The organism is Phreatobacter sp. (genome assembly GCF_016793595.1).
GTDB lineage: Bacteria > Pseudomonadota > Alphaproteobacteria > Rhizobiales > Phreatobacteraceae > Phreatobacter.
Window position 1 is genome coordinate 1,126,410 of sequence record NZ_JAEULY010000004.1, and the last position, 23,955, is coordinate 1,150,364.

The 23,955-nt window shown below is 68.2% G+C and carries 25 protein-coding genes; 12 read left to right on the forward strand and 13 right to left on the reverse strand.

Translation table 11 applies throughout. The features are described from left to right. Positions 1 to 72 precede the first annotated feature (72 nt). Positions 73 to 1,485 carry a chromosomal replication initiator protein DnaA gene (gene dnaA, locus JNK84_RS09585; RefSeq protein ID WP_293423362.1) on the forward strand — a complete coding sequence of 471 codons (1,413 nt, stop codon included), beginning with the start codon at positions 73 to 75 and terminating at the stop codon, positions 1,483 to 1,485. 12 nt (positions 1,486 to 1,497) lie between these two features. On the opposite strand, the gene JNK84_RS09590 is transcribed toward dnaA, so the two are convergent. Both JNK84_RS09590 and JNK84_RS09595 read right to left on the reverse strand, forming a co-directional pair. Next, entirely contained in the window at positions 1,498 to 1,887 is a 390-nt protein-coding gene (locus tag JNK84_RS09590; RefSeq protein ID WP_293423364.1) for a hypothetical protein, read from the reverse strand. A 139-nt stretch (positions 1,888 to 2,026) separates the two neighbouring features. Beyond that, entirely contained in the window at positions 2,027 to 2,746 is a 720-nt protein-coding gene (locus JNK84_RS09595; RefSeq protein ID WP_293423366.1) for a thioredoxin family protein, read from the reverse strand. 275 nt (positions 2,747 to 3,021) lie between these two features. Between JNK84_RS09595 and dnaN the strand changes: the two genes are divergently transcribed. The 4 genes from dnaN (at position 3,022) to grpE (ending at position 6,859) form a co-directional block, all read left to right on the forward strand. Next, on the forward strand, positions 3,022 to 4,140 hold the full coding sequence (gene dnaN, locus JNK84_RS09600; RefSeq protein WP_293423368.1) for a DNA polymerase III subunit beta: 1,119 nt from the start codon (positions 3,022 to 3,024) through the stop codon (positions 4,138 to 4,140). Positions 4,141 to 4,145: 5 nt separating this feature from the next. After that, entirely contained in the window at positions 4,146 to 5,054 is a 909-nt protein-coding gene (gene folD, locus JNK84_RS09605) for a bifunctional methylenetetrahydrofolate dehydrogenase/methenyltetrahydrofolate cyclohydrolase FolD (RefSeq protein WP_293423370.1), read from the forward strand. A gap of 9 nt (positions 5,055 to 5,063) precedes the next feature. Then, a complete protein-coding gene (locus tag JNK84_RS09610) occupies positions 5,064 to 6,092 on the forward strand; it encodes a 2-dehydropantoate 2-reductase (protein ID WP_293423372.1) in 1,029 nt (342 codons plus the stop codon). 173 nt (positions 6,093 to 6,265) lie between these two features. Further along, the gene (grpE, locus tag JNK84_RS09615) at positions 6,266 to 6,859 is read left to right on the forward strand and encodes a nucleotide exchange factor GrpE (RefSeq protein WP_441343224.1); all 594 of its coding nucleotides are present in this window, start codon (positions 6,266 to 6,268) and stop codon (positions 6,857 to 6,859) included. 3 nt (positions 6,860 to 6,862) lie between these two features. Here the strand turns inward: grpE and lepB are convergent, their stop codons facing one another. From lepB to JNK84_RS09630, 3 genes are all read right to left on the reverse strand, one after another. Further along, positions 6,863 to 7,582 (reverse strand): signal peptidase I, encoded by a 720-nt coding sequence (gene lepB, locus JNK84_RS09620; protein WP_293423375.1) that lies wholly within the window; start codon positions 7,580 to 7,582, stop codon positions 6,863 to 6,865. 145 nt (positions 7,583 to 7,727) lie between these two features. Continuing rightward, entirely contained in the window at positions 7,728 to 9,230 is a 1,503-nt protein-coding gene (hisS, locus tag JNK84_RS09625) for a histidine--tRNA ligase (protein WP_293423376.1), read from the reverse strand. A 67-nt stretch (positions 9,231 to 9,297) separates the two neighbouring features. Next, complete coding sequence (locus tag JNK84_RS09630) at positions 9,298 to 9,975, reverse strand: hypothetical protein (protein WP_293423377.1); 678 nt, start codon at positions 9,973 to 9,975, stop codon at positions 9,298 to 9,300. A 289-nt stretch (positions 9,976 to 10,264) separates the two neighbouring features. Here JNK84_RS09630 and JNK84_RS09635 point away from each other — a divergent pair, with 289 nt between their 5' ends. Next, positions 10,265 to 11,635 (forward strand): glutamate--cysteine ligase, encoded by a 1,371-nt coding sequence (locus JNK84_RS09635; protein WP_293423379.1) that lies wholly within the window; start codon positions 10,265 to 10,267, stop codon positions 11,633 to 11,635. Positions 11,636 to 11,641: 6 nt separating this feature from the next. On the opposite strand, the gene JNK84_RS09640 is transcribed toward JNK84_RS09635, so the two are convergent. Continuing rightward, the gene (locus tag JNK84_RS09640) at positions 11,642 to 12,523 is read right to left on the reverse strand and encodes a LysR substrate-binding domain-containing protein (protein ID WP_293423380.1); all 882 of its coding nucleotides are present in this window, start codon (positions 12,521 to 12,523) and stop codon (positions 11,642 to 11,644) included. Between the two features lie 201 nt (positions 12,524 to 12,724). Here JNK84_RS09640 and JNK84_RS09645 point away from each other — a divergent pair, with 201 nt between their 5' ends. From JNK84_RS09645 to JNK84_RS09655, 3 genes are all read left to right on the forward strand, one after another. Beyond that, a complete protein-coding gene (locus tag JNK84_RS09645; RefSeq protein WP_293423382.1) occupies positions 12,725 to 13,063 on the forward strand; it encodes a DUF1127 domain-containing protein in 339 nt (112 codons plus the stop codon). Between the two features lie 203 nt (positions 13,064 to 13,266). Continuing rightward, entirely contained in the window at positions 13,267 to 14,046 is a 780-nt protein-coding gene (locus JNK84_RS09650) for a sulfite exporter TauE/SafE family protein (protein WP_293423384.1), read from the forward strand. Then, on the forward strand, positions 14,043 to 14,930 hold the full coding sequence (locus JNK84_RS09655) for a DMT family transporter (protein WP_293423386.1): 888 nt from the start codon (positions 14,043 to 14,045) through the stop codon (positions 14,928 to 14,930). Before JNK84_RS09650 ends, JNK84_RS09655 begins: the two co-directional genes overlap by 4 nt. Positions 14,931 to 14,932: 2 nt before the next feature. Here the strand turns inward: JNK84_RS09655 and JNK84_RS09660 are convergent, their stop codons facing one another. Both JNK84_RS09660 and JNK84_RS09665 read right to left on the reverse strand, forming a co-directional pair. Next, entirely contained in the window at positions 14,933 to 15,433 is a 501-nt protein-coding gene (locus tag JNK84_RS09660) for a PaaI family thioesterase (protein ID WP_293423388.1), read from the reverse strand. A gap of 124 nt (positions 15,434 to 15,557) precedes the next feature. After that, positions 15,558 to 16,079 carry a MarR family winged helix-turn-helix transcriptional regulator gene (locus JNK84_RS09665; protein ID WP_293423390.1) on the reverse strand — a complete coding sequence of 174 codons (522 nt, stop codon included), beginning with the start codon at positions 16,077 to 16,079 and terminating at the stop codon, positions 15,558 to 15,560. A gap of 236 nt (positions 16,080 to 16,315) precedes the next feature. Here JNK84_RS09665 and groES point away from each other — a divergent pair, with 236 nt between their 5' ends. Together groES and groL are read left to right on the forward strand one after the other, a co-directional pair. After that, positions 16,316 to 16,606, forward strand: a complete 291-nt coding sequence (gene groES, locus JNK84_RS09670) for a co-chaperone GroES (protein ID WP_106749553.1) — start codon at positions 16,316 to 16,318, stop codon at positions 16,604 to 16,606. A gap of 53 nt (positions 16,607 to 16,659) precedes the next feature. Then, complete coding sequence (gene groL, locus JNK84_RS09675; RefSeq protein WP_293423398.1) at positions 16,660 to 18,297, forward strand: chaperonin GroEL; 1,638 nt, start codon at positions 16,660 to 16,662, stop codon at positions 18,295 to 18,297. A gap of 211 nt (positions 18,298 to 18,508) precedes the next feature. On the opposite strand, the gene JNK84_RS09680 is transcribed toward groL, so the two are convergent. Then, positions 18,509 to 18,805, reverse strand: coding sequence for a hypothetical protein (locus JNK84_RS09680; protein WP_293423400.1), 297 nt, complete (start codon positions 18,803 to 18,805; stop codon positions 18,509 to 18,511). A gap of 195 nt (positions 18,806 to 19,000) precedes the next feature. Between JNK84_RS09680 and JNK84_RS09685 the strand changes: the two genes are divergently transcribed. Next, positions 19,001 to 19,396 carry a DoxX family protein gene (locus tag JNK84_RS09685; protein WP_441343225.1) on the forward strand — a complete coding sequence of 132 codons (396 nt, stop codon included), beginning with the start codon at positions 19,001 to 19,003 and terminating at the stop codon, positions 19,394 to 19,396. 121 nt (positions 19,397 to 19,517) lie between these two features. On the opposite strand, the gene JNK84_RS09690 is transcribed toward JNK84_RS09685, so the two are convergent. From JNK84_RS09690 to JNK84_RS09705, 4 genes are all read right to left on the reverse strand, one after another. Beyond that, the gene (locus JNK84_RS09690; RefSeq protein ID WP_293423554.1) at positions 19,518 to 20,213 is read right to left on the reverse strand and encodes an ABC transporter ATP-binding protein; all 696 of its coding nucleotides are present in this window, start codon (positions 20,211 to 20,213) and stop codon (positions 19,518 to 19,520) included. Positions 20,214 to 20,293: 80 nt separating this feature from the next. Then, positions 20,294 to 21,529 carry an ABC transporter permease gene (locus JNK84_RS09695; RefSeq protein ID WP_293423404.1) on the reverse strand — a complete coding sequence of 412 codons (1,236 nt, stop codon included), beginning with the start codon at positions 21,527 to 21,529 and terminating at the stop codon, positions 20,294 to 20,296. Positions 21,530 to 21,541: 12 nt separating this feature from the next. Then, complete coding sequence (locus JNK84_RS09700; protein ID WP_293423406.1) at positions 21,542 to 22,540, reverse strand: efflux RND transporter periplasmic adaptor subunit; 999 nt, start codon at positions 22,538 to 22,540, stop codon at positions 21,542 to 21,544. A gap of 105 nt (positions 22,541 to 22,645) precedes the next feature. Continuing rightward, positions 22,646 to 23,728 (reverse strand): site-specific DNA-methyltransferase, encoded by a 1,083-nt coding sequence (locus JNK84_RS09705; RefSeq protein ID WP_293423556.1) that lies wholly within the window; start codon positions 23,726 to 23,728, stop codon positions 22,646 to 22,648. Positions 23,729 to 23,955: the final 227 nt, after the last annotated feature.

Consider the following 23,955-nt stretch of genomic DNA (forward strand, 5'->3'; position numbering starts at 1 on the left):
CCTTTGATGGAGACCGTCGTGTTCGCCACATCCGAACTCGTTCGCGAAACGACCGATGAAAGAGCAGAAGCCATGGATGACTCGATGCGCGCCCGCGCGATCTGGGAGCGCGTCAGGCGCCGCCTGCGCGCCGAGCTCGGCGAGGACGTCTTCTCGAGTTGGTTCAAGAGCATCGAGATCGACCAGGCCGACGGCAGCGCCATCCGTCTGTCGGTTCCCACGCGCTTCCTGAAGAGCTGGATCGAGAACCACTACAAGGACAAGATCATCGGCCGCTGGAGCGAGGAGGCCGAGAAGCCCGTCGAGATCGAGCTGACGGTGCGCTCCGCCAGCGTGCGGCAGGTTGCTCGTCCGAAGACGGCCGAGGAACCGCGCCAGGTGGCATCCGCCCCCGTCGGCCGCCCCGCCGCGCCCGCCATGGCGATGACCGGCCACGAGGCGCTCGGCGGTTCGCCGCTCGATCCGCGCCTGACTTTCGACAGCTTCGTGCAGGGCCGCTCCAACACGCTCGCCCGCGCGGCCGCGATGCAGGTAGCCCAGTCGCGGATCACCGATCCCGTCCTATTCAACCCGCTCTACATCCACGCCGGCGTCGGCCTCGGCAAGACGCACCTCCTGCAGGCCATCGCGGGCGCCGCCCAGTCGGCCGGCAGGCGCGTGCTCTATCTCACCGCCGAGAAGTTCACCTTCGGCTTCGTCGCCGCGCTGAAGAACCAGACCGCCATCGCCTTCAAGGAAGCGCTGCGCAGCATCGACCTCCTGGTGATCGACGATCTCCAGTTCCTTCAGGGCAAACAGACGCAGGCCGAGTTCTGCCACACGCTGAACGCACTGATCGATGCCGGCCGGCAGGTCGTGGTGGCCGGCGACCGCCCGCCCTCCGACCTTGAGAATCTCGACGAGCGGGTGCGCTCACGTCTTGCCGGCGGCCTCACCGTCGAGATCGGCGCGCTGGACGAGAACCTGCGCTTCGACATCCTCAAGCAGAAGCTCGCGCAGGCGCAGGCCCAGCATCCCGGCTTCGACGTTCCGGCTGCGGTGATGACCTATGTGGCGCGCAACGTCACGCAGAACGGCCGGGACCTCGACGGCGCCTTCAACCGGCTCATCGCCACCAACCGTCTGACCAACCAGGCCGTCACGGTGGAGATGGCCGAGCGGTCGATCCGCGATCTCGTCCGCGTCGCCGAGCCGCGCCGCGTCAAGATCGAGGACATCCAGAAGATCGTGGCGCAGCACTACAATGTCAGCCGCTCGGACATCCTGTCGTCGCGGCGCACCGCGACCGTGGTCCGGCCGCGCCAGATCGCCATGTATCTCGCCAAGACCATGACGCTCCGCTCGCTGCCGGAGATCGGCCGGCGGTTCGGCGGCCGCGACCATACGACCGTGCTGCACGCCGTCCGCAAGATCGAGGGCCTGGTCGGACAGGACCAGGGCCTCAACGAGGAAGTGGAAATGCTGAAGCGCCGCCTCAACGACTGAGGCGGCCGCAGGTCAGCACTGGCCGCGGCCACGCTGGAAGGAACGCGAGTCGGCGCGCGCGGCATCGAGGGCGCGCATGGCGTCGCCCTGCGTACGCGCGCTGGCGAAGGCGTTCTCATAGGCGGTGACCCCGAGCGGGGTCATCGGTCCGGAATCGAAGCCGACGCGATAGAGCCGCTGGTTCAGCCGCGGGTCGTAGCCGACCGCCTCGACCGCCCGGACGCAGAATTCGCCGAAGGGCACGGTGCGGATCGACACGGTGGCGCGATTGAGCGGATCCTCAAGCTGCGGAACCGGTCCGCCGCCATGATCGACACCGCCGGACCATTGCGCGAGCGCGGGCGCCGAGAGGGCGAAGGCCGCAACGGCGGCCAGCAAAGCGCGGTTACGAACGTTGGTCATGGGCCTCTCCTCAAGCACGTGAATCGTCGCCGCCCCGGACAATGGCGGTTTCGACCCGCCATGCGCCCAATGTAAGGCGTGGCCGGAGGGCTCGCCAGATGCGATCCCGGCCGTCCCGCCATGCGGCCGAAGCAACGCCTCAGGCCGTGACCTCGGGGAGCTCGCACCGGCCGCGATGGGCGCCATACTCGTCGAGCGCCTCCAGCATCAGGTCCTCGTAGGCTGCGAGCGCCGCCGCCTCCGCCGCCTCCAGCGCGCCCATTTCGTGACGAAACGGCGCGAAGACCCGTTCGAACTCGGCGCCGCGCCGCACCATCTCCTGCTCATCGGAGATCAGTCCGGCGTGCCGCTCCTCGGCCATCCGACGCTCGAATGCCTCCATCTGCCGGCCGGCCGCATCGAGATGTGGGGCAACGGCATTCCGCGCGGGGGCGATGATGTCGTCATAGGTGCGGCGGGCGCGCGACCAAGCCGCCTCGAAGAGCCTGTCGGCAGGAGTTTCCGGCGAAACCCGCCGAAACGTCTCCGCGACCCATTGCGCCACCGACCGCGCATCGTCCGGCATGGCGAGCCGGCCGATCAGGCGGCGCTTGTCGAAGGCCAGGAGCTGGGGCACCGCGTCGACGCCGTAACGCTGCCGGAAGCCGAGCGCCTCCTCGCCGTCGAGCGCGACGACGCAGACCGCGTCCGCAAGGGCCATGGCGAGCCGAGCAACCACCGGGCGGAGCAGGCGGCAGGCCGGCGACCAGTCGGTGGACAGCACCACGAGCACCGGCTCGCGCGACGCGGCGAGAAACGGGTCGAAGGCGCTTTCGCGCAACATCTCCACCCTGCCGCAGATCGAAACCTCGCCCGTCATGACGGACCTCCCATGCCATTGACCTGACGGTGGGTAGCGGCGAGACGACCTCCGGGGCATTGCAGCGGGTTGCAGCGGGTTGCGGGCACTTGGCGGAAGCGGCCCCGGAGGACCAGGTTTCGCGGGCTGATGCCACGAGAGGCATTGAAAAGGCGGGAAAAGCGCGCCCCCCGGCCTGCCCGCCCTTGAAACATGCTGCGGCGCGGGGTTGACTGTCCGCCCCAATTTCCGGGCTGCCGGCCGGCGGCCCCGTCCAGCGTATCGGAGCACCATTGATGAAGGTCACCGTCGAACGGGCCCAGCTCCTGAAATCCCTCAGCCACGTCCATCGCGTGGTCGAGCGCCGCAACACGATCCCCGTCCTGTCCAATGTGCTGATGAAGGCCGAAGGCTCGACGCTGCGCCTGAAGGCCACCGATCTCGACATCGACATCGTGGAGAACCTGCCGGCCGAGGTCGCCGCGCCCGGCGGCACGACGGTTCCCGCGCACATGATCCACGACATCGTCCGCAAGCTGCAGGACGGCTCGCAGGTCCAGCTCGAAATGGCCGGCGACAAGGGCACGCTCACCGTGCGCGCTGGCCGCTCCCGCTTCACCCTGCAGACGATCCCGGAAAGCGATTTCCCGGATATCGCGGCGGGCGAGATGAGCCATTCGTTCAAGGTGCCGGCCAAGAACCTGAAGCGGCTGATCGACAAGACGCAGTTCGCGATCTCGACCGAGGAGACGCGCTACTATCTCAACGGCATTTTCCTGCATGTCGTGGACAAGGGCGGGCAGAGCCTCCTGCGCGCGGTGGCGACCGACGGCCACCGCCTCGCCCAGGTGGAGTTCGAGGCGCCGGAAGGGTCCGCCGGCATGCCCGGCGTCATCGTGCCGCGCAAGACGGTCGCCGAGGTCCAGCGCCTTGCCGACGATCCGGATGCGGCGGTTGCCGTGGAACTCTCGACCGCCAAGGTGCGCTTCCGCTTCGGCGAGACGGTGCTGACCTCCAAGCTCATCGACGGCACCTTCCCGGACTATGCCCGCGTCATTCCCGCCGCCAACGACAAGATCCTGACGGTGGAGAAGGGCGACTTCACCGCCGCCGTGGACCGCGTCTCGACCGTCTCGTCGGAGCGCGGCCGCGCCGTGAAGCTGTCGGCCTCCGACGGCCGGCTGACGCTGTCGGTGACCAATCCGGACTCGGGCAGCGCGACGGAGGAGATCGAGGTCTCCTACGAGGCCGACGCGCTCGATATCGGCTTCAACTCCCGCTACCTACTCGACATTGCCAGCCAGGTGGACGGCGACACGGTGGAGCTGAAGCTTGCCGATCCCGGCTCGCCGACGCTGATCCACGACCCCGCAGGCCCCGGCGCGCTCTACGTGCTGATGCCGATGCGAGTGTAAGGCCCATGGCGGCCCGCATCATCGACGGCAAAGCCGCCGCGCAGGCGGTGTTGGCGCAGGTCAGGACGGCCGCGAGCGCCTTCACGGCGACGAAGGGACGGCCGCCGGGCTTGGCCGTGGTGCTCGTCGGAGAAGATCCGGCGAGCCAGGTCTATGTCCGCAACAAGAGCCGCGAGGCCGAGGCCGCCGGCTTCCGCTCCGAGCAGCACAGCCTCGCCGCCGCGACGACGGAGGCGGCCCTGCTGGCGCTGGTCGGCAAGCTCAATGCCGATCCGGGCATCGACGGCATTCTCGTTCAATTGCCGCTGCCGAAGACGATCGATACCGAGCGCGTGCTGATGGCGGTCGATCCCGCCAAGGACGTCGACGGCTTCCACCCGATCAATGTCGGCCTGCTCGGCACCGGCGCGACGGCGAAGGCGCTGGTGCCCTGCACCCCGGCCGGCAGCCTGATCCTGATCGAAAGCGTGCTCGGCCCATCGCTGGCGGCCAAGAACGCCGTCGTGGTCGGCCGCTCGAACATCGTCGGCAAGCCGATCGCGCAATTGCTGCTCCAGCGCGACGCGACGGTGACCATCGCCCATTCGCGCACCGCCGACCTCGCCGCCGTCTGCCGCCAGGCCGATGTGCTGATCGCGGCGGTCGGGCGCCCCGAAATGATCCGGGGCGACTGGGTGAAGGACGGCGCCGTGGTCATCGACGTCGGCATCAACCGCATCCCCGCCCCGGAGAAGGGCGAGGGCAAGACCCGGCTCGTCGGCGATGTCGCGACCGCCGAGGCGGCGGAACGGGCCAGCGCCATCACGCCCGTTCCGGGCGGCGTCGGCCCCATGACCATCGCGCTGCTGATGGCCAATACGGTGGCGGCGGCGCATCTGCGCGAGGGCCTGCCGCGCCCGACCTTCTCGGCCTGAGGACCGGCCATGGCGACAAGCTTCGTCGTCATGGGATCGGGCGCCATCGGGTGCCATGTCGGCGGCCGGCTGGCCGCGAGCGGCGCGTCGGTCGTGTTCGTGGCGCGCGGTGCGACGGAGGACAGCCTCAGGGATCACGGCCTCGTCGTCAGCGCGCTCGACGGGTTCCGGGCGGAGATCGCGCCGGACCGGATGAAGGTCGCCGGGACAGCGGCGGAGGCCGCCCGTCTCATCGACGGCGATGCGTTCACCCTGCTCTGCACCAAGGGCGGCGCGACCGCCGCCGCCGCGACCGAACTCGGCGCGGCTTTTCCGGCGGGAACGCCGGTCCTGTCGCTGCAGAACGGCGTCGAGAACATCACGCGGATCAGGGCGGCGGCGCCCCTGCTTTTGCCGATCGCAGGCATGGTGCCGTTCAACGTGACGCTGGACCGGAGCGCCGACGGCCGGATCACCGCCCACCGCGCCACCTCAGGCGGCCTCCATGCCGAAGACCTGCCGGCGACGCGCGCCGTGCTGCCGGCCTTCTCCAAGGCCGGCCTGCCGGTGACGCTGACCGACGACATGGCGGCGATCCAGTGGGGCAAGCTGCTCCTGAACCTCAACAACCCCGTCAACGCGCTCTCCGACCTGCCGCTGCGCGAGGAACTGACCGACCGCGACTACCGGCGGGTGCTCGCCGCATTGCAGACCGAGGCCATGGCCGTGATGCGCGCGGCCGGCATCCGGCCAGGCAAGGCAGGCGCGGCGCCGCCATGGATCATCCCGCACATTCTCCGGCTGCCGACCTTCGCCTTCTCGCGAATCGCGGCGAGCATGCTGGCGATCGATGCCCGGGCCCGCTCGTCCATGTGGGACGACATCCAGGCGGAGCGCATGACCGAGATCGACGATCTCTGCGGCGCCATCGTCCGGCTGGCCGAGAAGAACGGCGCGAAAGCACCGAAGAATGCCGCGATTGCCGGGCTCATCCGCAGGCATCGCCGTGGCCAGCGGATCGACGGGCCGGCCCTGCTGCGGCTGGTCGAGGCCGCCTGAGCCGGCCCTTGCGTGGTCGCGTTTTCTTCACGCGAACCGGTACCCACTTCGCTCGAAACGCTCCAGGCCCGTCACGCAACCTTGATTTTGCCGCTCCGAGGCTCGATATGCGGGCCAACTCATTCCACGACAGGCGAGTTGCCATGACCAACCCGAAGAACGGGCACGACGCTATGCCGGCCGGCGATCTCCACGAGAACCCGATCGGCACCGACCCCGCGACCGACGTGCCGCAGCACGAGGAAGCCACCGACGCGACGGCGGCGCTGCTCGATGCCGCGCGGGCCGAGGCCCGCGACATGAAGGACCGCGCGCTGCGCACGCTGGCCGAGATGGAGAACCTTCGCAAACGCACCGAGCGCGAGGTGGCCGACGCCCGCACCTATGGCGTGACCTCGTTCGCCCGCGACATGCTGAGCGTTGCCGACAACATGCGCCGCGCCTTCGACAGCCTGCCGGCCGAGGCGAAACCCGCCGACGGGCCGCTGAAGGCCTTCCACGAGGGCATCGAGCTGACCGAGCGCGAATTGCTGAAGACGCTCGAGAAACACGGCGTGAAGAAGATCGAGCCCGACGGTCAGAAGTTCGACCCGAACCTGCATCAGGCCATGTTCGAGGTGCCGAACCCGGACGTGCCGAACGGCACCGTCGTCCAGACCGTGCAGGCCGGCTTCGTCATCGGCGAGCGCGTGCTGCGCCCGGCCCTCGTCGGCGTCTCGAAGGGCGGCCCGAAGGCGGCGGCGCAGGCGACGACGTCCGAAGCCTAGGGCTTACTCGACCTTTTCCAGCAGGCGGCGGGGCGCACAGCGAAGGCCCGCCTCCTGCTCGCAGCTGGCGAAGGAATAGAGGATCGCGCCGGCCTTGCCGATGAGGTTCTCGACCGGCACGAAGCCCATGCTGGCGAAGCGGCTGTCGGAGGAATTGTCGCGATTGTCGCCGAGCATGAACAGGCGGCCCTCGGGGACGACCTGTTCCTCCATGTCGCCGCTCGCGGAGCGGCGGTCGCGCAAGAGGATCGTGTGCGACTGCGCGCCGGGGAAGGTCTCGCGGAACGCCGCGACCGACACGACGCGGCCATCGGCATCGCGGTAGCTCCAGCGGCCGGCATCCTGCAGCGGCACCTGCTCGCCGTTCAGCCAGAGCCGGCCGTCGCGGATCGCCACGCGGTCGCCGGGCAGGCCCGCGATGCGCTTGATGAAATCCTCCGAGGTGCGCGGGTGGCGGAACACGACGACGTCGCCGCGCGCCGGCATGGCGCCGGGAATGCGCCCCGTTTCCCCGGGAAAGCGCGGCAGGTATTCGCCGCCCACCAGCGAATAGCGCGAGAAGCCGAGCGGGAACTTCAGCGCCGCGACGCGGTCGCCGACCTCCAGCGTCGGCACCATGCTCTCGGACGGGATATGATAGGTCGCGAAAGCGAAGGACCGAAGCACCACGACGATGGCAAGCGCGCCGATGATCGTGTTGGCGAGGTCGCGAATCCTGGACATGCGGCGGAGCGGTCCTTCTGTCGGGACGGGTTCATTCGACCGCGATTGCGGCAGGCGTGGGGCAGTCCATTTCTAGGATTTTTGTCCTTGACAGCGTAACGCTGGTCCGGTACATTTCAGGCACGTTCGGCAAGTGCGGCCGGGCTCACCTCCCCGCCAGCAATTCCCTGATCTTCGCGACCATTTCGTCGCGCTTCGCCGCGAACTGCGCGGGTCGCGCCGCGCGCCACTCGGCATTGTCGGTGATGGATTTGGCCGCCTCGGCGCCGGCGACGAGGTCCTTGATCATGACCTCGCCGGCCTCGCGCTCGTTGGAGCCCTGGATGATCACGGCCGGCGCGTTGCGGCGGTCGGCATATTTCATCTGCGGTTTCATGCCGGAGGAGCCGAGATACATCTCGGCGCGGATGCCGGCATTGCGGAGTTCGGAGACCATGCCCTGATAGTCGGCGATACGGTCGCGGTCCATGACGAGGACGACGACGGGGCCGACGGGCTTTCCGGCGCCGAGCTTGCCGAGGGATTTGAGCGCGGCGGCGAGGCGGGAGACGCCGATGGAGAAGCCGGTGGCCGGCACCTCCTCGCCACGGAAGCGGGCGACGAGACCGTCGTAACGGCCGCCACCGGCGACCGAGCCGAAGCGGACGACCTGCCCCTCGTCATTGGTGACGGGAAAGGTCAGCTCCACCTCGTAGACGGGGCCGGTGTAATATTCGAGGCCACGGACGACGGAGGGATCGATGACGATGCGGCCATCGTCGTAGCCGGAAGCCGCGAAGAGCGTCGCCATGTCGCCGAGCTCGGCGACGCCGGCAGCGCCCCGCCCCTCGCCCGCAGCGACCTTCGTCAGATTGGCAATGGTGGCCGCGCCGTCCGCGCCCTTGGCCGCCGTGAATGCCAGCACCCGCTCGATCGCCGCGTCATCTAGCCCGGCGCCCTTGGTGAAGTCGCCGCTCTCGTCCTTGCGGCCGGGGCCGAGCAGCAGCTTCACGCCATCGGGGCCGAACTTGTCGAGCTTGTCGATGGCGCGCAGCACGGTCAGCCGGCGGCCGGCATTGTCCTCGCCGCCGAGGCCGATGGCCTCCATGACGCCGTCGAGCACCTTGCGGTTGTTGACCTTCACGACGTAGTCGCCGCGCTTGATCCCAAGGCGCTCCATCGTGTCGGCCGCCATCATGCAGATCTCGGCGTCGGCGGCCGGCGACGCGGAGCCCACCGTGTCGGCGTCGAACTGCATGAACTGGCGGAAGCGGCCGGGTCCGGGCTTCTCGTTGCGGAAGACGTAGCCGGCGCGATAGCTGCGATAGGGCTTGGGCAGGGCGTCGAAATTCTCGGCGACGTAGCGGGCGAGCGGCGCGGTCAGGTCGTAGCGCAGCGACAGCCACTGCTCGTCGTCGTCCTGGAAGGAGAAGACGCCCTCGTTCGGCCGGTCCTGATCGGGCAGGAACTTGCCGAGCGCGTCGGTGAATTCGACCGCCGGGGTCTCGACGGCGTCGAAGCCGTAGAGTTCGTACACCTCGCGGATGGTGCGCAGCATGGCGTCGACGCCCGCGATCTCGGCCGCGTCGCGGTCGACGAAGCCGCGCGGCAGGCGAGCGAGCGCGGCGGCCTTTTTCTTGGGGTCCGGCTTGTTGGCGGCATCCGACATGGGGCAATCCGGCAAAATGACAGGGGCGTTTGCTACCGCACCGGGGCCGGACTGTCGACCTTCGCGCCTACTGCCTGATCGAAAACGCCAGATCGAAAGAACTCTGCTTGTTGCCGACACGGTCGCGAACCGTGGTGCGGACCACATATTCGCCCGGCTCGATGCCGGTGAAGGAATAGGTCACGTAGAGAAAGAACTCGCGGTTCCTGCGCCGGCTGGCCGTGGCGATGGTGTTGAAGGCCTGCTGCGCCACCAGCGACTGGCCGTCGGCGCGGCGCAGTTCGAAGTCGAGCACGAGGTCGGTGCGGAAGATGTCGCCCGATTGCCGCCAGCCCTGCCCGGCAAGCTCGGCATAGACGAGCAGCGGCTGGCGCACGGCGAAACTGGTGGAATCGCGCGGATTGAACACGCCGTAGCCCTGCGGCTCCTCGGCGACGAAGGTGGCGCGGCGGATGGTGAGCGGCATCTTCTCCGCGACGATGGCGGCGGCCTCGTCCAGCGCGTCGAGAGCTTCAACCGCCCGGCCGGCGGCGGCGGCCTCCTGCGCGCGGCGGGTCTCGGCGGAAATCTCCACCGGGGTCGGCCCGATGGGCGCGGGCGCGACGCGGTCGGGCGCCTGCTGGGTGGGCGTCACCTGCTGCGTCGCCTGCGCCAGCGCGCCGGGTGATGCCAGAAGAGTCAGGGCCAGAAGGCTTGCAGCCAGAAGGCCGGCGCAGGCGGCGGAAAGGAGGGCGGTCGGATGCATGGGCGGATCGGGCCTCCGGTCGAATCGCCTGCCCAAGATAGCATGCGCGGGGGCGCTGCCGAGGCGGCGCATTGCCGCCGCCGGATACCGTCAAGCGATTGAACGCCTTGCCCTTTCGCCTGTTTCGGGGGCATCGGACGAGGCAGCAATGTGGCCGCGCCATGGCATAAAGACGGCGTTGCCCCTTCCGAAACCGCAATGCGATCGTTATGTCCCGGCTCTATCCGGGCCGGGGCGAGCCATGCTTATCTCCCCGCCCTCGTTGCCGCAGCCGCATCAGGACCGCTCTATGGCCCGCGATACCGTCGACCTCACGCCGATCGAATCCCGCGACGAACTGGTGGCCTGGATCGAGAAGGGCGTGAAACCGAAGGAACGCTTTCGCGTCGGCACCGAGCACGAAAAGTTCGGCTTCTACGTCAAGGACAAGGCGCCGGTGCCCTACGAGGGGCCGCGCGGCATCCGCACCATCCTCACCGGCATGGAGGGACTGCTCGGCTGGGAGCCGATCCTCGACGGCGAGAACATCATCGGCCTCGCCGACGTGACCGGCGGCGGCGCGATCTCGCTGGAGCCGGGCGGGCAGTTCGAGCTCTCCGGCGCGCCGCTGGAGACGATCCACCAGACCTGCCGGGAGGCGAACGCGCATTTCGCGCAGGTGAAGCAGATCGCCGATCCGCTGGGCATCGGCTTCCTCGGCCTCGGCATGAGCCCGAAATGGACCCGCGCCGAGACGCCGGCCATGCCGAAGTCGCGCTACCAGATCATGACGCGCTACATGCCGAAGGTCGGCAATCTCGGCCTCGACATGATGTACCGGACCTCGACCGTGCAGGCGAACCTCGACTTCGCGTCGGAAGCCGACATGGTCAGGAAGCTGCGCGTGTCGCTGGCCTGGCAGCCGATCGCGACCGCGATCTTCGCCAATTCGCCGTTCACCGAAGGCAAGCTCAACGGCTACCAGTCGTTCCGCTCGGCGGTGTGGATGGACACCGACAACGACCGCTCAGGGATGCTGCCCTTCGCCTTCGAGGACGGCATGGGCTTCGAGCGCTATGTCGACTACGCGCTCGACGTTCCCATGTATTTCGTCAAGCGCGGCGACACCTATCACGACGTCGCCGGCACCTCGTTCCGCGACCTTCTGGCCGGCAGGAACCCGGCTGTGCCGGGCGAGCGGGCCGTGCTCTCCGACTGGGTGAATCATGTCGGCACGATCTTCCCGGAGGTCCGGCTGAAGCGCTATCTCGAAATGCGCGGCGCGGATTCGGGGCCGCTGTCGCGCATCGTCGCGCTGCCGGCCCTGTTCGTCGGGCTGCTCTACGACGACGGCGTGCTGGACGCCGCGTGGGACATCGTCAAGGACTGGACGGCCGAGGAGCGGCAGAAGCTGCGCGACGACGTGCCGAGGCTCGGCTTCAAGGCGGAGATCCGCGGGCTGACGGCCGGGGAGCTGGCGCGGCAGATGCTGACGCTGGCGCGCACGGGCCTGCGCCGCCGCGACAGGCTGGACGAGGATGGCTGCGACGAGACGCGCTATCTCGACCCGATCCAGGCGATCGTCGATGACGGCCGCACGCCGGCCGAGGTACTGATCGAGAAATATCTCGGTCCGTGGCAGGGCCAGATCGACCGGGTGTTCGAGGAACAGGCGTACTAGCCTGCCTCACTCCGCCGCCTGAACGTGCTCCGTCAGGTTGTCGAGGCTGGAGACGACGTGGTCGGCGAGCGCTTCCGCCAGCGCCGACATCTCGTGCGGGTTGCGCAAGAGGGCGACGGAGACCGACGGCAGGGCCGGGAAGCCGTCCGAGGGCTGGAGCACGCGCATGCCCGGACGCAGCGCCGATTCCGGCAGCACGGAAACCGCGAGGCCAGCCATGACGGCGGCGCCCACCGCCGCCGCGTTCCAGCTCGCATAGAGGATGCGGTAGGAGCGGCCAGCCGCCTCCAGCCGCTCGGTGGCGGCGCGGCGCCAGTCGCAGGTCGGCCGGCCCACGGCCAGCGGCACGGGATCGTCGCAATGGACCGCGACGCGGGCCGACGACACCCAGAGCAGCTGCTCGCGGCGGAACACGAGCGCCGGCCCCTTCTCGGCGCGGTGGGTGATGATCGCGATGTCGAGCTCGTTGGACTGGACGCGCTCGGACAGCATCGGGGAGGGCTCGCAGACGACGGTGACCTCGGCGCGCGGGTTCGAACGTGAGAAGCGGGCGAGGATTTCCGGCAGGTAGCGGTCGGCATAATCGTCGGGCACGCCGAGGCGCACGCGGCCGGTGAGTTCGGCCGCGGCGAAGGCGGAGACCGCCTCCATGTTCAGCTTGACGATGCGGCGGGCATAGTCGAGCAGCCGCTCGCCGTCCTCGGTGAGCCGCGAGGCGCGGCCGTCGCGCTCGAACAACGGCTTGCCGATGCGCTCCTCCAGCCGCTTCATCTGCATGGAGACGGCCGACTGGGTCTTGAACACCACGTCGGCGGCGCGCGTGAAACTCCCGGTATCGGCGATCGCCATGAAGGTCCGGAGCTGGTCGATATCGAGCAGAATGGCCATGGCGATCCCCTGACAGCATCGCATCATCAGTTGTGATGTCTCACATTAAAAACATTCGCTTCAATGATCAATCGTCCCGTGACATTCTTTCCCCATCGGCAACTGCCTCCGGAAACCGGGCTTCGACCCGGCCGCACGCGTCTCTCGGCGCGGGCCCGGGAACCTGTTTGCCGCGCCCGCTGACCGAAAAGGAGAAGTCCCATGCCGATGTTCGCCACCACGTTTTCTTCCGCCGTTCTCTCGGTGGTCGCCGTCGTGCGCCGTCAGGCCGAGGTTCTCCGCAATTGGCGCGAGGCGCGACTGAGCTACCGCACGCTCTGCGAGATGGACGGCAAAACGCTGGCCGATCTCGGCCTGACGCGGAGCGACCTTCGAGACGCCACGGTGGCCGGCTTTTTCGGCGATCCCACCGTGATCGTCGCCGCCCGCGCCAAGGAGCGCCAGTGGCGCCGGGGCGCGACAGCCAGGACGCTGGCCGGCCCCTCGCTCGTCCCGGACATCGCGCCGGGCCTGCGCCAGCAGCCCGTCGCCTGCGGCTGACCCTCTTTGCGGGGCACTTTCCCGCGCCCCGCACAGCCTGTCCCGGGCAAGGCCGTCCCCTCGCTCGACGCCCGGGACCCCTCCAGCCGCCGCGGTCCTCCGCGGCGGTTTTTTTTCGAGCCGGCCTCCACGCCGCGGCAACGCATGGTTGCGAAGCGGCCGCGCCCTACCCCCTCCCTACCCAACCCGCTAGAGCAGAGGCCATGATGTTGCCGGCCCTGCCCACCGACCCTGTCTTCTACGCCGTCGGTTTCGCGGCCACCTTCCTCATGGGCCTCGGCAAGGGCGCCTTCGGAGGCGGGCTCGCCATTCTCGGCATTCCCCTGCTGGCGCTGGTCATGGACCCGATCCAGGCGGCCATCGTCACGGCGCTGCTGGTCGCCTTCATGGACATGTTCGCGCTCGGCTCGTTTCCGCGCAGCGCCTGGTCGAAGCCGGACCTCGTCTGGCTGATGCCGGGCCTGCTGGCGGGCCTGTTCGTCGGCTTCCTCGTCTTCGAATATGTCGACCGGCGTCTGGTGGCGTTCTCCATCGCCGTAATCACGCTGATCTTCACCGCCCATTATTTCGCCCGGCGCGGCAAGCCGCCCACCGCCATTCCGGTCTCGCCGCCGCTGGCGCTCGCGGCCAGCGCCGGGGCCGGCTTCACCACCTATATCGCCCATGCCGGCGGGCCGCCCATGGCGCTCTACCTGCTGCGCCGGGGCCTGACCAAGACCGCCTATGCCGCGACCACCATCGTCATCTTCACGGTCGGCAATCTGGTGAAGCTGCCGGGCTACATCTGGTCCGGCCTCGGCGAACCCGGCGTCTTCGCCAAGGCGGTGGCGCTCAGCCCCATCGTGCCCGTGGGCGTGCTGATCGGCCGCAGGCTGCACGACCGCCTGCCGCAGCAGCGGCTCTATTCGCTCTGCTATGTCCTGGTCGGCCTCGCCGGCCTCAAACTCCTGTGGGACGCCTCGCGCGCCTTGCTGACAGCATGACCCTTCCTCCGACGAAACTGGCCGCCCTCGCCTCGCGCGGGCCGATGCCCTTCGTGGTCGCCGCCCTCGGCATCTTCCTGCTGTCGGCCATGGACGCGCTGATCAAGGGCGTGGCGACCGCGCACCCGACCGCACAGATCGTGTTCATGCGCTATGCCTGCGGCCTGCCGTGGGCGCTGCTGTTCTTCGCCATCGCCCGGCCGCCGGCGCCATCGGCCGAGATGGTGCGCGCCCACGTGCTGCGCGGCGTTCTGGTGGTGATCACCGCCTTCCTGTTCTTCTACGCGCTGGCGACGCTGCCGCTGGCCGAGGCCATCACCCTCACCTTCCTGTCGCCGCTGTTCCTCGCCGTGCTGGCCGCGATCATCCTGAAGGAGCCGATCCCGCCGGCCGTGCTGATCGCCATCGTCGTCGGCTTCGTCGGCATGACGGTCATCGTCGCGGGCAAGGTGGGCGGCGGCCAGTTCGACCTCGTGCGCGTGCTCGGCATCGGCGCGGCGGTGTCGTCGGCCCTCGCCTATGCGGCCAACCTGGTGCTGCTCAGGAAGCGCGCGCAGACCGACCCGTTCGGCCTGATCATCCTGTTCCAGAACCTGTTTCCGCTGATCATCATCGCGCCGTTCGCCTGGCTGGTCTGGGAGACGCCGGAACTGAGGTCGTGGCTGATCTTTCTCGGTATCGGCGGCTTCGGCCTCGCCGGGCACCTGTGCATGGCCTGGGCGTTCCGGCACGCCAATGCCGGGCCGCTGGGCGTGCTGGAATATACCGCGCTGATCTGGAGCGCCGGCCTCGGCTACCTGTTCTTCGCGGAGATCCCGGCCTGGACCACGTGGGCGGGCGCCGCGCTCATCGTCGCCGCCTGCCTCGCGGTGATCCGGAAGTAGGGTCAGGCCGGCGGGCGGGCGTCGAAGATCAGGCAGGTCTCGGTGGCATGGGCGATCAGGCGGCCCTTGCCGTCGATCAGCTTCGCCTCGGAGGTCGCGATGCGGCCGCCGGCATGGATCACCTTGCCCTCGCAGCGCACCAGGCCGGTCGCCGGCGTCAGCGCGCGAACATAGTTCACCTTCATCTCGACGGTCGTGTAGGCCTGTCCCGCCTTGATGATCGTGTGGACGCAGCAGCCGAGCGCGGAATCGAGGATGGTCGCGGTCCAGCCGCCATGGATCGTGCCCAGCGGATTGAAGAAGTCGGCGGTCGGCGTGCCCTCGAAGACGGCGCGGCCCGGCTCGGCCTCGGTGAGGATGAAGCCCATCGATTTCGCGATCGGCGGCGCCGGGTACTTGCCGGAGAGCATGCCATTGAGGAAATCAATGCCGTCTTGGCCCGTCGCCTCGGCGGCATCGACGACGCCATAGCGGATGGCGGGGCTGGCGGGTCCGTCGGTCATGCTGGGCTCCGGGGGAAACGATATATCGTGTATCTGCACGATACTTGGCTGACGCCTTCACAGTCAACATCGCCGCAGCCGCGTGAATGTCAGCAGGCCGGCATGGCCGAGGCGGGGACGACCGTCAGGCCTCGCAGTCCTTCAGCGCCCGGCGGATGGTGCGCAGACCCTCGCGGGTCTCGGTCCAGACCTGCACGCCGACGGCGCTTTCCATCTTGGCGTGCTCGGCCTCCCAGAGCGGAATGGCGGCGGCAAGCAGGCTGAGGCCGTTGGCGGTCAGTTCGGGGCGGACGGCCCGGCCCGGGCCGCTCGAGACGCGCACGAGATCGAGCGCTTCCAGCCGCTTGAGGTTGCGCGTCATGGTCGTACGGTCGAGCGCCAGCGCGTCGGACAGCGCCGTCACCGAACCGGTCTTGGCGGCCGCGAGCGCGGCCAGGATGTTGAACTGGGTGACCTCGACGCCGAGCGGCGCAAGCGCCCGGTTATAGGCGCGCGTCACCGCATGGGCGGTCATCCGGGTCTGATAGCAGATGCACGAGCGGCCGATCCGGATCAGCGTCGACTGGTCGGGCAGGCCCGCGCCCGCTCCCGCCTGCGGGCGGTCCGCATCGGCTGTCGGAGCAAGAGAGGTCGGGGGCGTCGTCATGTCGTCACGATCCGGCGGGACAAGGCCCGCGTCAAGGCCGAAGCCGGGTATCGATCATGTAGGAACTGGCCGTCGGATTAACCATCCCGCAAGGCTTTCTTGACTCTTCCGCGGGGCCATCCTATCTCACCGCCGGCTCGTTAGCAGTCACGATCGCTGAGTGCTAACAGACCGGCCGACAGGCCTATCCAGTATTTTGCGGCTCTGAAGCCGCTCATGTCAGGGACCAAAAACCCATGAAGTTCCGTCCGCTGCACGACCGCGTGGTCGTCCGTCGCCTCGAGGGCGAGGAGAAGACCAAGGGTGGCATCATCATCCCGGATACCGCGAAGGAAAAGCCCCAGGAGGGCGAGATCCTGGCGGTCGGCCCGGGCGGCCGCGACGAGGCCGGCAAGCTCGTCCCGCTCGACGTCAAGAAGGGCGACAAGGTGCTGTTCGGCAAGTGGTCGGGCACCGAAGTGAAGATCGACGGCGTCGACCTCCTCATCATGAAGGAGAGCGACATCATGGGCGTGATCGCGAAGTAAGCGCGAACCCTTCCCGCCACCCCAATCAGTTCTTTCCCAAGGAGTAAGCCACAATGGCTGCCAAGGACGTGAAATTCTCCCAGGACGCGCGCGAGAAGATGCTGCGCGGCGTCGACATCCTCGCCGAGGCCGTGAAGGTCACGCTGGGTCCCAAGGGCCGCAACGTCGTGATCGAGAAGTCGTTCGGCGCCCCGCGCATCACCAAGGACGGCGTCACCGTCGCCAAGGAGATCGAGCTCGCCGACAAGTTCGAGAACATGGGCGCCCAGATGGTGCGCGAAGTGGCCTCGAAGACCAACGACCTCGGCGGCGACGGCACCACCACCGCCACCGTCCTGGCCCAGGCGATCGTCCGCGAGGGCGCCAAGTTCGTCGCCGCCGGCATGAACCCGATGGACCTGAAGCGCGGCGTCGACATGGCCGTGCTCGACGTGGTCAAGTCGCTTGAGAAGTCGGCCAAGAAGGTCAAGTCCTCGGCCGAGGTCGCTCAGGTCGGCACCATCTCCGCCAACGGCGACGCGCTGATCGGCGAAATGATCGCCAACGCGATGCAGAAGGTCGGCAACGAGGGTGTCATCACCGTCGAAGAAGCCAAGTCGCTGGACACCGAGGTGGACATCGTCGAGGGCATGCAGTTCGACCGCGGCTACCTGTCGCCGTACTTCATCACCAACGCCGACAAGATGATCGCTGATCTCGAGGACGCCTACATCCTCATCCACGAGAAGAAGCTGACCGGCCTCCAGGCCATGCTCCCGGTCCTCGAGGCCGTGGTGCAGACCGGCAAGCCGCTGATCATCGTCGCCGAGGACGTCGAGGGCGAGGCTCTCGCCACGCTCGTCGTCAACAAGCTGCGCGGCGGCCTCAAGGTCGCGGCCGTGAAGGCTCCGGGCTTCGGCGACCGCCGCAAGGCCATGCTGGAGGACATCGCGATCCTCACCGGCGGCCAGGTCATCTCCGAAGACCTCGGCATCAAGCTTGAGAACGTCACCCTCCAGATGCTCGGCCGCGCCAAGAAGGTGCTGATCGAGAAGGAGAAGACGACGGTCGTCGACGGCGCCGGCAAGAAAAAGGACATCGAGGCCCGCATCGGCCAGATCAAGGCGCAGGTCGAGGAGACCACCTCGGACTACGACCGCGAGAAGCTCCAGGAGCGTCTGGCGAAGCTGGCTGGCGGCGTTGCCGTGATCAAGGTTGGCGGCGCCACCGAGATCGAGGTCAAGGAGAAGAAGGATCGCGTTGATGACGCGCTCAACGCCACCCGCGCGGCCGTGCTGGAAGGCATCGTCCCCGGCGGCGGCGTCGCTCTCCTGCGCGCCAAGGCCAATGTCCAGAAGCTGAAGTCGGAGAATGCCGACGTTCAGGCCGGCATCAACATCGTCCTCAAGGCCATCGAGGCGCCGATCCGCCAGATCGTCGAGAACGCCGGTGTCGAAGGCTCGATCGTGGTCAACAAGATCATGGAGTCGAAGTCTGCCACGTTCGGCTTCAACGCCCAGACGGAAGAGTATGTCGACATGCTGGACGCTGGCATCGTCGATCCGGTGAAGGTGGTTCGCACCGCCCTGCAGAACGCCGCTTCGGTGTCGTCGCTGCTGATCACCACCGGCGCCATGATCGCCGAGGCTCCGAAGAAGGACGCCCCGATGCCGGCCATGCCGGGCGGCGGCATGGGCGGCATGGACTTCTGATCCATCCACCATTCGCATACGGAAGGGGCGCCCTCGGGCGCCCTTTTTGTTTGTGCCGCCCATCCGCCTGAAGTAGCGCGAGCCGGGCAAGCCCGGCGCGCGCGGGCAGCATGGACTTCTGAGTCCATCCACCATTCGCATACGGAAAGGGCGCCCTCGGGCGCCCTTTTTGTTTGTGCCGGATTCCGTGAGGTGGCCGGCCGAGATCAGCTCAGCCGCAAGAGGCCGAGCGGACGATGCTCGCCGCGCCGAGCCCGAAGGTCAGGCGGTTCGGCCGGTAGTCGCGCGTGCACATGGCGCAATAGCGCACGATCACGCCGCGGGGGCTGCGGAAGCGGGCGCGCACCACGCGCTCCGGCAGGCCGACGAAGCGACGCGCCATTGGCAGCGCGCGCTGGCAGTTGCGGATGCCGCCCCGGAAATCGGCATGCGGCTGGGCCATGGCCGGGCCGGCAAGGGCGAGCGTCGCGGCCATGGACAGGACGGCGAGGAACGGACGGAGGATCATCGGGCGCACTCCCAGAGATGGATGGACCGCGCCTGCCCGTTTCAGGTTAGCGCGCGGTCATTATGTGACATTTTGCCACAGTTTCAGCGGCCTCCGCGGCAGGCAGCGGAACCCGCCACGGCGTGCCAGACTGAACATGCAGGGAATCGGGATTCAACCCGACCGCGCCAGGACAAGGGAAACGTCATGGACAGCATTTTCGACAGCCCCCCGCTGAACAATGCCGCGAAGCTCGCGGCACGCGTGCTGCTTTCGATCATCTTTCTGGTCAGCGGCTTCGGCAAGATCACCGGCTATACCGGGACGCTCGCCTACATGGCCTCGGCCGGCGTGCCCGGCGCGATCCTGCCGCTGGTCATCCTGGTCGAGATCGCCGGCGGGATCATGCTCCTCGTCGGCTACCAGACGCGCCTCGTGGCGCTGGTTCTCGCCGCCTTCACGCTGGTCGCCGGCGTGCTGTTCCACATGCAGTTCGGCAATCAGGGCCAGATGATTCACTTCATGAAGAACCTGGCGATCGCCGGCGGCTTCCTGCAGCTTTTCGCCACCGGGCCAGGCCTCTGGTCCGTCGACGGGCAGAAGCGATCCTGAGGAACGGGGCGGGCGCGGCTATCAGACCGCGCCCATCTCCTCGCGGACGCGCGCAGGGCCCATTCGTGACAGCATGCATCCGCCGCCGGCAGGCAGTCCGGCGGCAGCGAACGCGGCGCGATCAGCCCGGCGGGGACCGCGCCGGCTGGCGCTGCTGCTCGTCCGAGACGATGCGGCCATCGACGAGGTGAACGCGCCGGTCCATGCGGTCGGCAAGCTCCATGGCATGGGTCACCGCGACGACCGTGCGGCCGTCCCTGTCGACGAGGTCGCGCAATATTCCGAACACCTGCTCCGACGACTTCGAATCCAGACTTCCCGTCGGCTCGTCGGCAAGAATGACCGGCGGATCATTGGCGAGCGCGCGGGCAACCGCCACGCGCTGACGCTGGCCGCCCGAAAGCTGGTCCGGCCGCTTGGCGAGGTGATCCTGAAGGCCGAGGGCGGCGAGAAGGTCCTCGGCGCGCTCCTTCATCTGCCGCATGGGCAGCCGGCCGAGCGCCCTCATGGGCAGCATGACGTTCTGCGTGGTGGTGAATTCCGGGAGCAGGAAATGGAACTGGAAGATGAAGCCGAGGGTCGCAAGACGCACCGCCGCGCGCTCGTCGTCGTCGAAATGGCTCGTGTCGCGTCCCTCGACCAGCACCTCGCCGGTTGTCGGGATATCGAGCAGGCCAAGAAGGTAGAGCAGCGACGACTTGCCCGACCCTGAGGGGCCGGTAATGGCGACGAACTGCTTCCGGCCGATGACCAGATCGATATCGGCGACCAGCGTCACCGGCACCGTTCCCGGCAGGATTCGCGTCGCCCCGCGCATCTCGATGATGGGCAAGTCGCCCTGGTTCGAGGCGCGCTTCTCGCGCGAACCGGCGCCCGCATCGTCCGACAAGGCTGTCATCACGTCGCTCCCCGGATGATCTCGACGGGATGGACCCGGGCGGCTTTGCGCGCCGGCAGGAAGCCGGCAATGATCGAGGAAGCCAGCGCCACGCCGCCCGCCACCGCATAGTGCAACGGCGCGACGACCAGCGGCAGGTGCGTCGCATCGGTGAAGCCGGTGCGGATCTCGATCGACAGCATCGCCTGTGTCAGCGCGAAACCGAGCACCGAGCCGGCAAAGGCCCCGGCAAGGCCGATGGCCAGCCCCTCGACGATGAAGATGCGCCGGACGGTCGACTGCGTCAGACCCAGCGACTTCATGATGGCGATGTCGCGGCTCTTCTCGAAGGTGATCGTGGAGATGATGTTGTAGGTACCGAACGAGGCCACCAGCAGGATCGCGCCGACAACCGTGTACATGATGATGTTGCGGATGACGAAAGCCGACATCAGATCCTCGTTCGCCTCCTGCCAGGAGACGGTCTTGAGGCCGGTATCGGCGGCGATGCGGTCCGCGACGGCCTTGGCGCCCATGGGATCGTTCAGGCGAATGCGGATCTCGTTGATGAGGCCGGTCTGTTCGGCCAGAACCTGCGCGGTCTTGATGAGCACGTAGGACGTGCCCTCGTCGACGGCGCGGACGCCGGACCGGAAGATGCCCACCACCTGACCCGTCATGACCTTGCCGGTGCCGGCCGACATCGAGATGTTCGAGCCGATGCGCGCGCCCAGCTTCTCCGCGAGGCGATCACCGAGGATGATGGCATTGGTGGCGCGGAACAGCGCGGGGAGCGAGCCCTGCCGCATCTGGTTGACCAGCTGCGACACTCGCGGCTCGCGCTGGGGGTCGATGCCGACGATGACCGAGGTCACGTCCTTGCCGGCATAGCGCAGGATGCCGCGCGCCTGGACCGACGGCGTCACCGATCCCGGAACCCAGCTTTCCAGCGCGGCAATGGTCGCGATCGGATTGTTGATGCCACGGCGGCGGGTGGACGGCGTCAACCCGCGGATCTGCGCGGCATCGAACATCGCCTCGGCCGGCTGGCGCGGCGGCTCGCGGCGCTCGTCGTTGATCGACACGTGCGGCATGGCATTGATCAGGGTGCGGACGAAATCGTCCTGCGAACCCTGCATCAGCGCCGCCATCATGATCGAGAAGCCGACGCCGATCGCGACACCCAGGACGGCCACCACGGTCTGCCGGAAGCGGGCCGATATGTGGGTCCAGGCGATGTCGAGGACGAGATTCATGACGCATCTCACCTATGGGACGACGCGCACCCGCTCGCCGCCGCGCCAGCCCGCATTGGCCGGGACGGCGATCGCATCGCCCGCGGCGACCCCGCTCCGCAACTCCGTCAGCCGCGTGCCGCGAATGCCCGTCTCGACCGGCCGGCGCACGAGGCGGCCGTTGTCCACGGTGAAGACGGCCCCCGCCACCACCGCCTCGTTCGGCACGAGCAGCACGTCCTTCGCCTCCCGCGCGATGATGTTGGCCTCCACCGACATGCCGAAATGAAGCGGCGTATCGTCGGGCAGCGCGATCCGGATCCGGAAGGTCTTGGTCGCCGTGTCGCCCAGGGGCGTGATGTCGCGGACGGTCCCCTCGAGCGGGTGGTCCTTGAAGGCGTCCGTTCGCAGGAGAACGGCCTGCCCGACCCTGACCCGCGGAATGTCCTCCTCGGCGACATCCGCCGTCACCTGCAGGGGCCGGGGATCGCCGACGCGGAAGAGGATCTGGCCGACATCGGCGATCTCGCCGACCTCGCCGTCCTGCCGCAGCACGATGCCGGCTCTGGGGGCGACGATCTGGTAATTGCCCAGCCGCTCGTTGGTGGCGGAGACGAGGGCACGGATCTGGGCGAGGTCGGCGGTGGCCTTGTCATAGGCCTGCTGTGTCGCCACACCGCGCTGCAGCAGCTGGCTGACGCGCTCGACCTCGCGGAGCGAGAGCGCAAGCCGCGCCTGCTGCTCGGCGAGATTGGCACGGACCTCCCGGTCATCGAGGCGCGCCAGCACGTCGCCCTGCTTCACCGCGCGCCCCTCGCAGGCGCAGTGCTCCATGATGCGTTCGCGGGCCATGGATGCCATCTTGGCCCAACGCACCGGCTCGACGACGCCGGTGGCATAGACGATCTCGGCCGCCGTGCCGCGGCTCGCGGGCTGCAGCCGCACCTCCTGGCCGCGCCCATAGCGCCACCATAGCCCACCGCCGGCGAGCCCCGCGAGCAGCACAAGGACAATCCCGGAGCGGAGCTTCATCGCATGCTTCCCGAAGCGGCGGACCACACGTGGCGGATGTGGCCCAAAGCCGCGACAGATCATACGGTCATGCTGGACGACCTGCTCGCGGAAGCGGCGAAGCCGTCAGGCCACGCCCATTTCCTCGCGAATGCGCTCGCGCAGCGCATTGATCGGCGACAATCTGCCATTGTCGTTGACGTGCCAGAAGGTCCAGCCGTTGCAGGCCTGAGCGCCCTGCACCAGCGCACCGATCTTGTGGATCGATCCGACCTGCGGACCGGCCATCAGCGAGCCGTCGGGGCGGACCGTCGCCTGGTAGCGGCGCTTGTCGTCGGTCAGCACGGTGCCGGGCGCGATCATGCCACGCTCGATCAACGAGGCGAAGGCGACGCGCGGCGCCTCGCGGGCCGTCGTGAAGGAGGCGAGCGCGGCTTCGGCCAAGGGTTCCACGGAGGCGATGCGCGCCTCGGCCGCTGCGGCATAGGCAGGATCGCGTTCGATCCCGATGAACCGGCGGCCGAGGCGCTTCGCGACGGCCCCGGTCGTACCGGAGCCGAAGAACGGATCGAGGACGACGTCCCCGGGCTTGGACGAGGACAGCAGCACGCGGGCGATCAGCGCCTCGGGCTTCTGCGTCGGGTGGACCTTGCGGCCGGCCTCGTCCTTCAGGCGCTCCTCGCCGGTGCAGAGCGGGATGAACCAGTCCGAGCGGACCTGGACATCCTCGTTGCCGGCTTTCAGCGCCTCGTAATTGAAGGTGTAGCGGGCCTTGGCGTCGCGCGAGGCCCAGATCAGCGTCTCGTGGGCATTGGTGAACCGGCGGCCGCGGAAGTTCGGCATCGGGTTCGCCTTGCGCCAGATGACGTCGTTCAGCACCCAGAAGCCGAGGTCCTGGAGGGCCGTGCCGACGCGGAAAATGTTGTGGTAGGAGCCGATGACCCACAGCGCGCCATCCGGCTTCAGCACCCGCCGCGCGGCCTTCAGCCAGGCCTTCGTGAAGGCGTCATAGGCGGCGAAGCTCTCGAACTGGTCCCAGTCATTGTCGACCGCATCGACGAGGCTGTCGTCGGGCCGGTGCAGGTCGCCCTGGAGCTGGAGATTGTAGGGCGGATCGGCGAAGATGAGATCGACCGAGGCGGCCGGCAGCGCATCGAGCGCCGCGACGCAGTCGCCGAGGATGATGCGGCCCGAGAGGCCGAGGCCCATATCCGGGGCGATGGAGGGCGAACGGATCGCCCGCACGCGGGCACCTGATCGGGCGATTCCGTTCAAACTCAACGACATGGGTGGCACCGAGAACGCAGAACAAGACCGTCGATACGCATTCGCGAGATTGGCCGGGCAGAGTAAACGACGACTTAAGCGCTTCAATTTTCTCTGAATTTATTCTGTCACCGAAAGGTAAACGTGAACGCTACGTAAACCTGAATACA

Excerpts from the sequence above, each read along its gene's own strand:
- JNK84_RS09630 (WP_293423377.1), bottom strand. The coding sequence starts at position 9,975 with ATGCATCCGACCGCCCTCCTTTCCGCCGCCTGCGCCGGCCTTCTGGCT.
- JNK84_RS09695 (WP_293423404.1), bottom strand. The coding sequence starts at position 21,529 with ATGAATCTCGTCCTCGACATCGCCTGGACCCACATATCGGCCCGCTTC.
- JNK84_RS09690 (WP_293423554.1), bottom strand. The coding sequence starts at position 20,213 with ATGCGCGGGGCGACGCGAATCCTGCCGGGAACGGTGCCGGTGACGCTG.
- JNK84_RS09590 (WP_293423364.1), bottom strand. The coding sequence starts at position 1,887 with ATGACCAACGTTCGTAACCGCGCTTTGCTGGCCGCCGTTGCGGCCTTC.
- JNK84_RS09660 (WP_293423388.1), bottom strand. The coding sequence starts at position 15,433 with ATGACCGACGGACCCGCCAGCCCCGCCATCCGCTATGGCGTCGTCGAT.
- dnaN (WP_293423368.1), top strand. The coding sequence starts at position 3,022 with ATGAAGGTCACCGTCGAACGGGCCCAGCTCCTGAAATCCCTCAGCCAC.
- lepB (WP_293423375.1), bottom strand. The coding sequence starts at position 7,582 with ATGTCCAGGATTCGCGACCTCGCCAACACGATCATCGGCGCGCTTGCC.
- JNK84_RS09700 (WP_293423406.1), bottom strand. The coding sequence starts at position 22,540 with ATGAAGCTCCGCTCCGGGATTGTCCTTGTGCTGCTCGCGGGGCTCGCC.
- hisS (WP_293423376.1), bottom strand. The coding sequence starts at position 9,230 with ATGTCGGATGCCGCCAACAAGCCGGACCCCAAGAAAAAGGCCGCCGCG.
- JNK84_RS09655 (WP_293423386.1), top strand. The coding sequence starts at position 14,043 with ATGACCCTTCCTCCGACGAAACTGGCCGCCCTCGCCTCGCGCGGGCCG.
- JNK84_RS09665 (WP_293423390.1), bottom strand. The coding sequence starts at position 16,079 with ATGACGACGCCCCCGACCTCTCTTGCTCCGACAGCCGATGCGGACCGC.
- JNK84_RS09635 (WP_293423379.1), top strand. The coding sequence starts at position 10,265 with ATGGCCCGCGATACCGTCGACCTCACGCCGATCGAATCCCGCGACGAA.
- JNK84_RS09645 (WP_293423382.1), top strand. The coding sequence starts at position 12,725 with ATGCCGATGTTCGCCACCACGTTTTCTTCCGCCGTTCTCTCGGTGGTC.
- JNK84_RS09705 (WP_293423556.1), bottom strand. The coding sequence starts at position 23,728 with ATGGGCCTCGGCCTCTCGGGCCGCATCATCCTCGGCGACTGCGTCGCG.
- grpE (WP_441343224.1), top strand. The coding sequence starts at position 6,266 with ATGCCGGCCGGCGATCTCCACGAGAACCCGATCGGCACCGACCCCGCG.
- groES (WP_106749553.1), top strand. The coding sequence starts at position 16,316 with ATGAAGTTCCGTCCGCTGCACGACCGCGTGGTCGTCCGTCGCCTCGAG.
- JNK84_RS09680 (WP_293423400.1), bottom strand. The coding sequence starts at position 18,805 with ATGATCCTCCGTCCGTTCCTCGCCGTCCTGTCCATGGCCGCGACGCTC.
- dnaA (WP_293423362.1), top strand. The coding sequence starts at position 73 with ATGGATGACTCGATGCGCGCCCGCGCGATCTGGGAGCGCGTCAGGCGC.
- JNK84_RS09610 (WP_293423372.1), top strand. The coding sequence starts at position 5,064 with ATGGCGACAAGCTTCGTCGTCATGGGATCGGGCGCCATCGGGTGCCAT.
- JNK84_RS09595 (WP_293423366.1), bottom strand. The coding sequence starts at position 2,746 with ATGACGGGCGAGGTTTCGATCTGCGGCAGGGTGGAGATGTTGCGCGAA.
- folD (WP_293423370.1), top strand. The coding sequence starts at position 4,146 with ATGGCGGCCCGCATCATCGACGGCAAAGCCGCCGCGCAGGCGGTGTTG.
- JNK84_RS09650 (WP_293423384.1), top strand. The coding sequence starts at position 13,267 with ATGATGTTGCCGGCCCTGCCCACCGACCCTGTCTTCTACGCCGTCGGT.
- JNK84_RS09640 (WP_293423380.1), bottom strand. The coding sequence starts at position 12,523 with ATGGCCATTCTGCTCGATATCGACCAGCTCCGGACCTTCATGGCGATC.
- groL (WP_293423398.1), top strand. The coding sequence starts at position 16,660 with ATGGCTGCCAAGGACGTGAAATTCTCCCAGGACGCGCGCGAGAAGATG.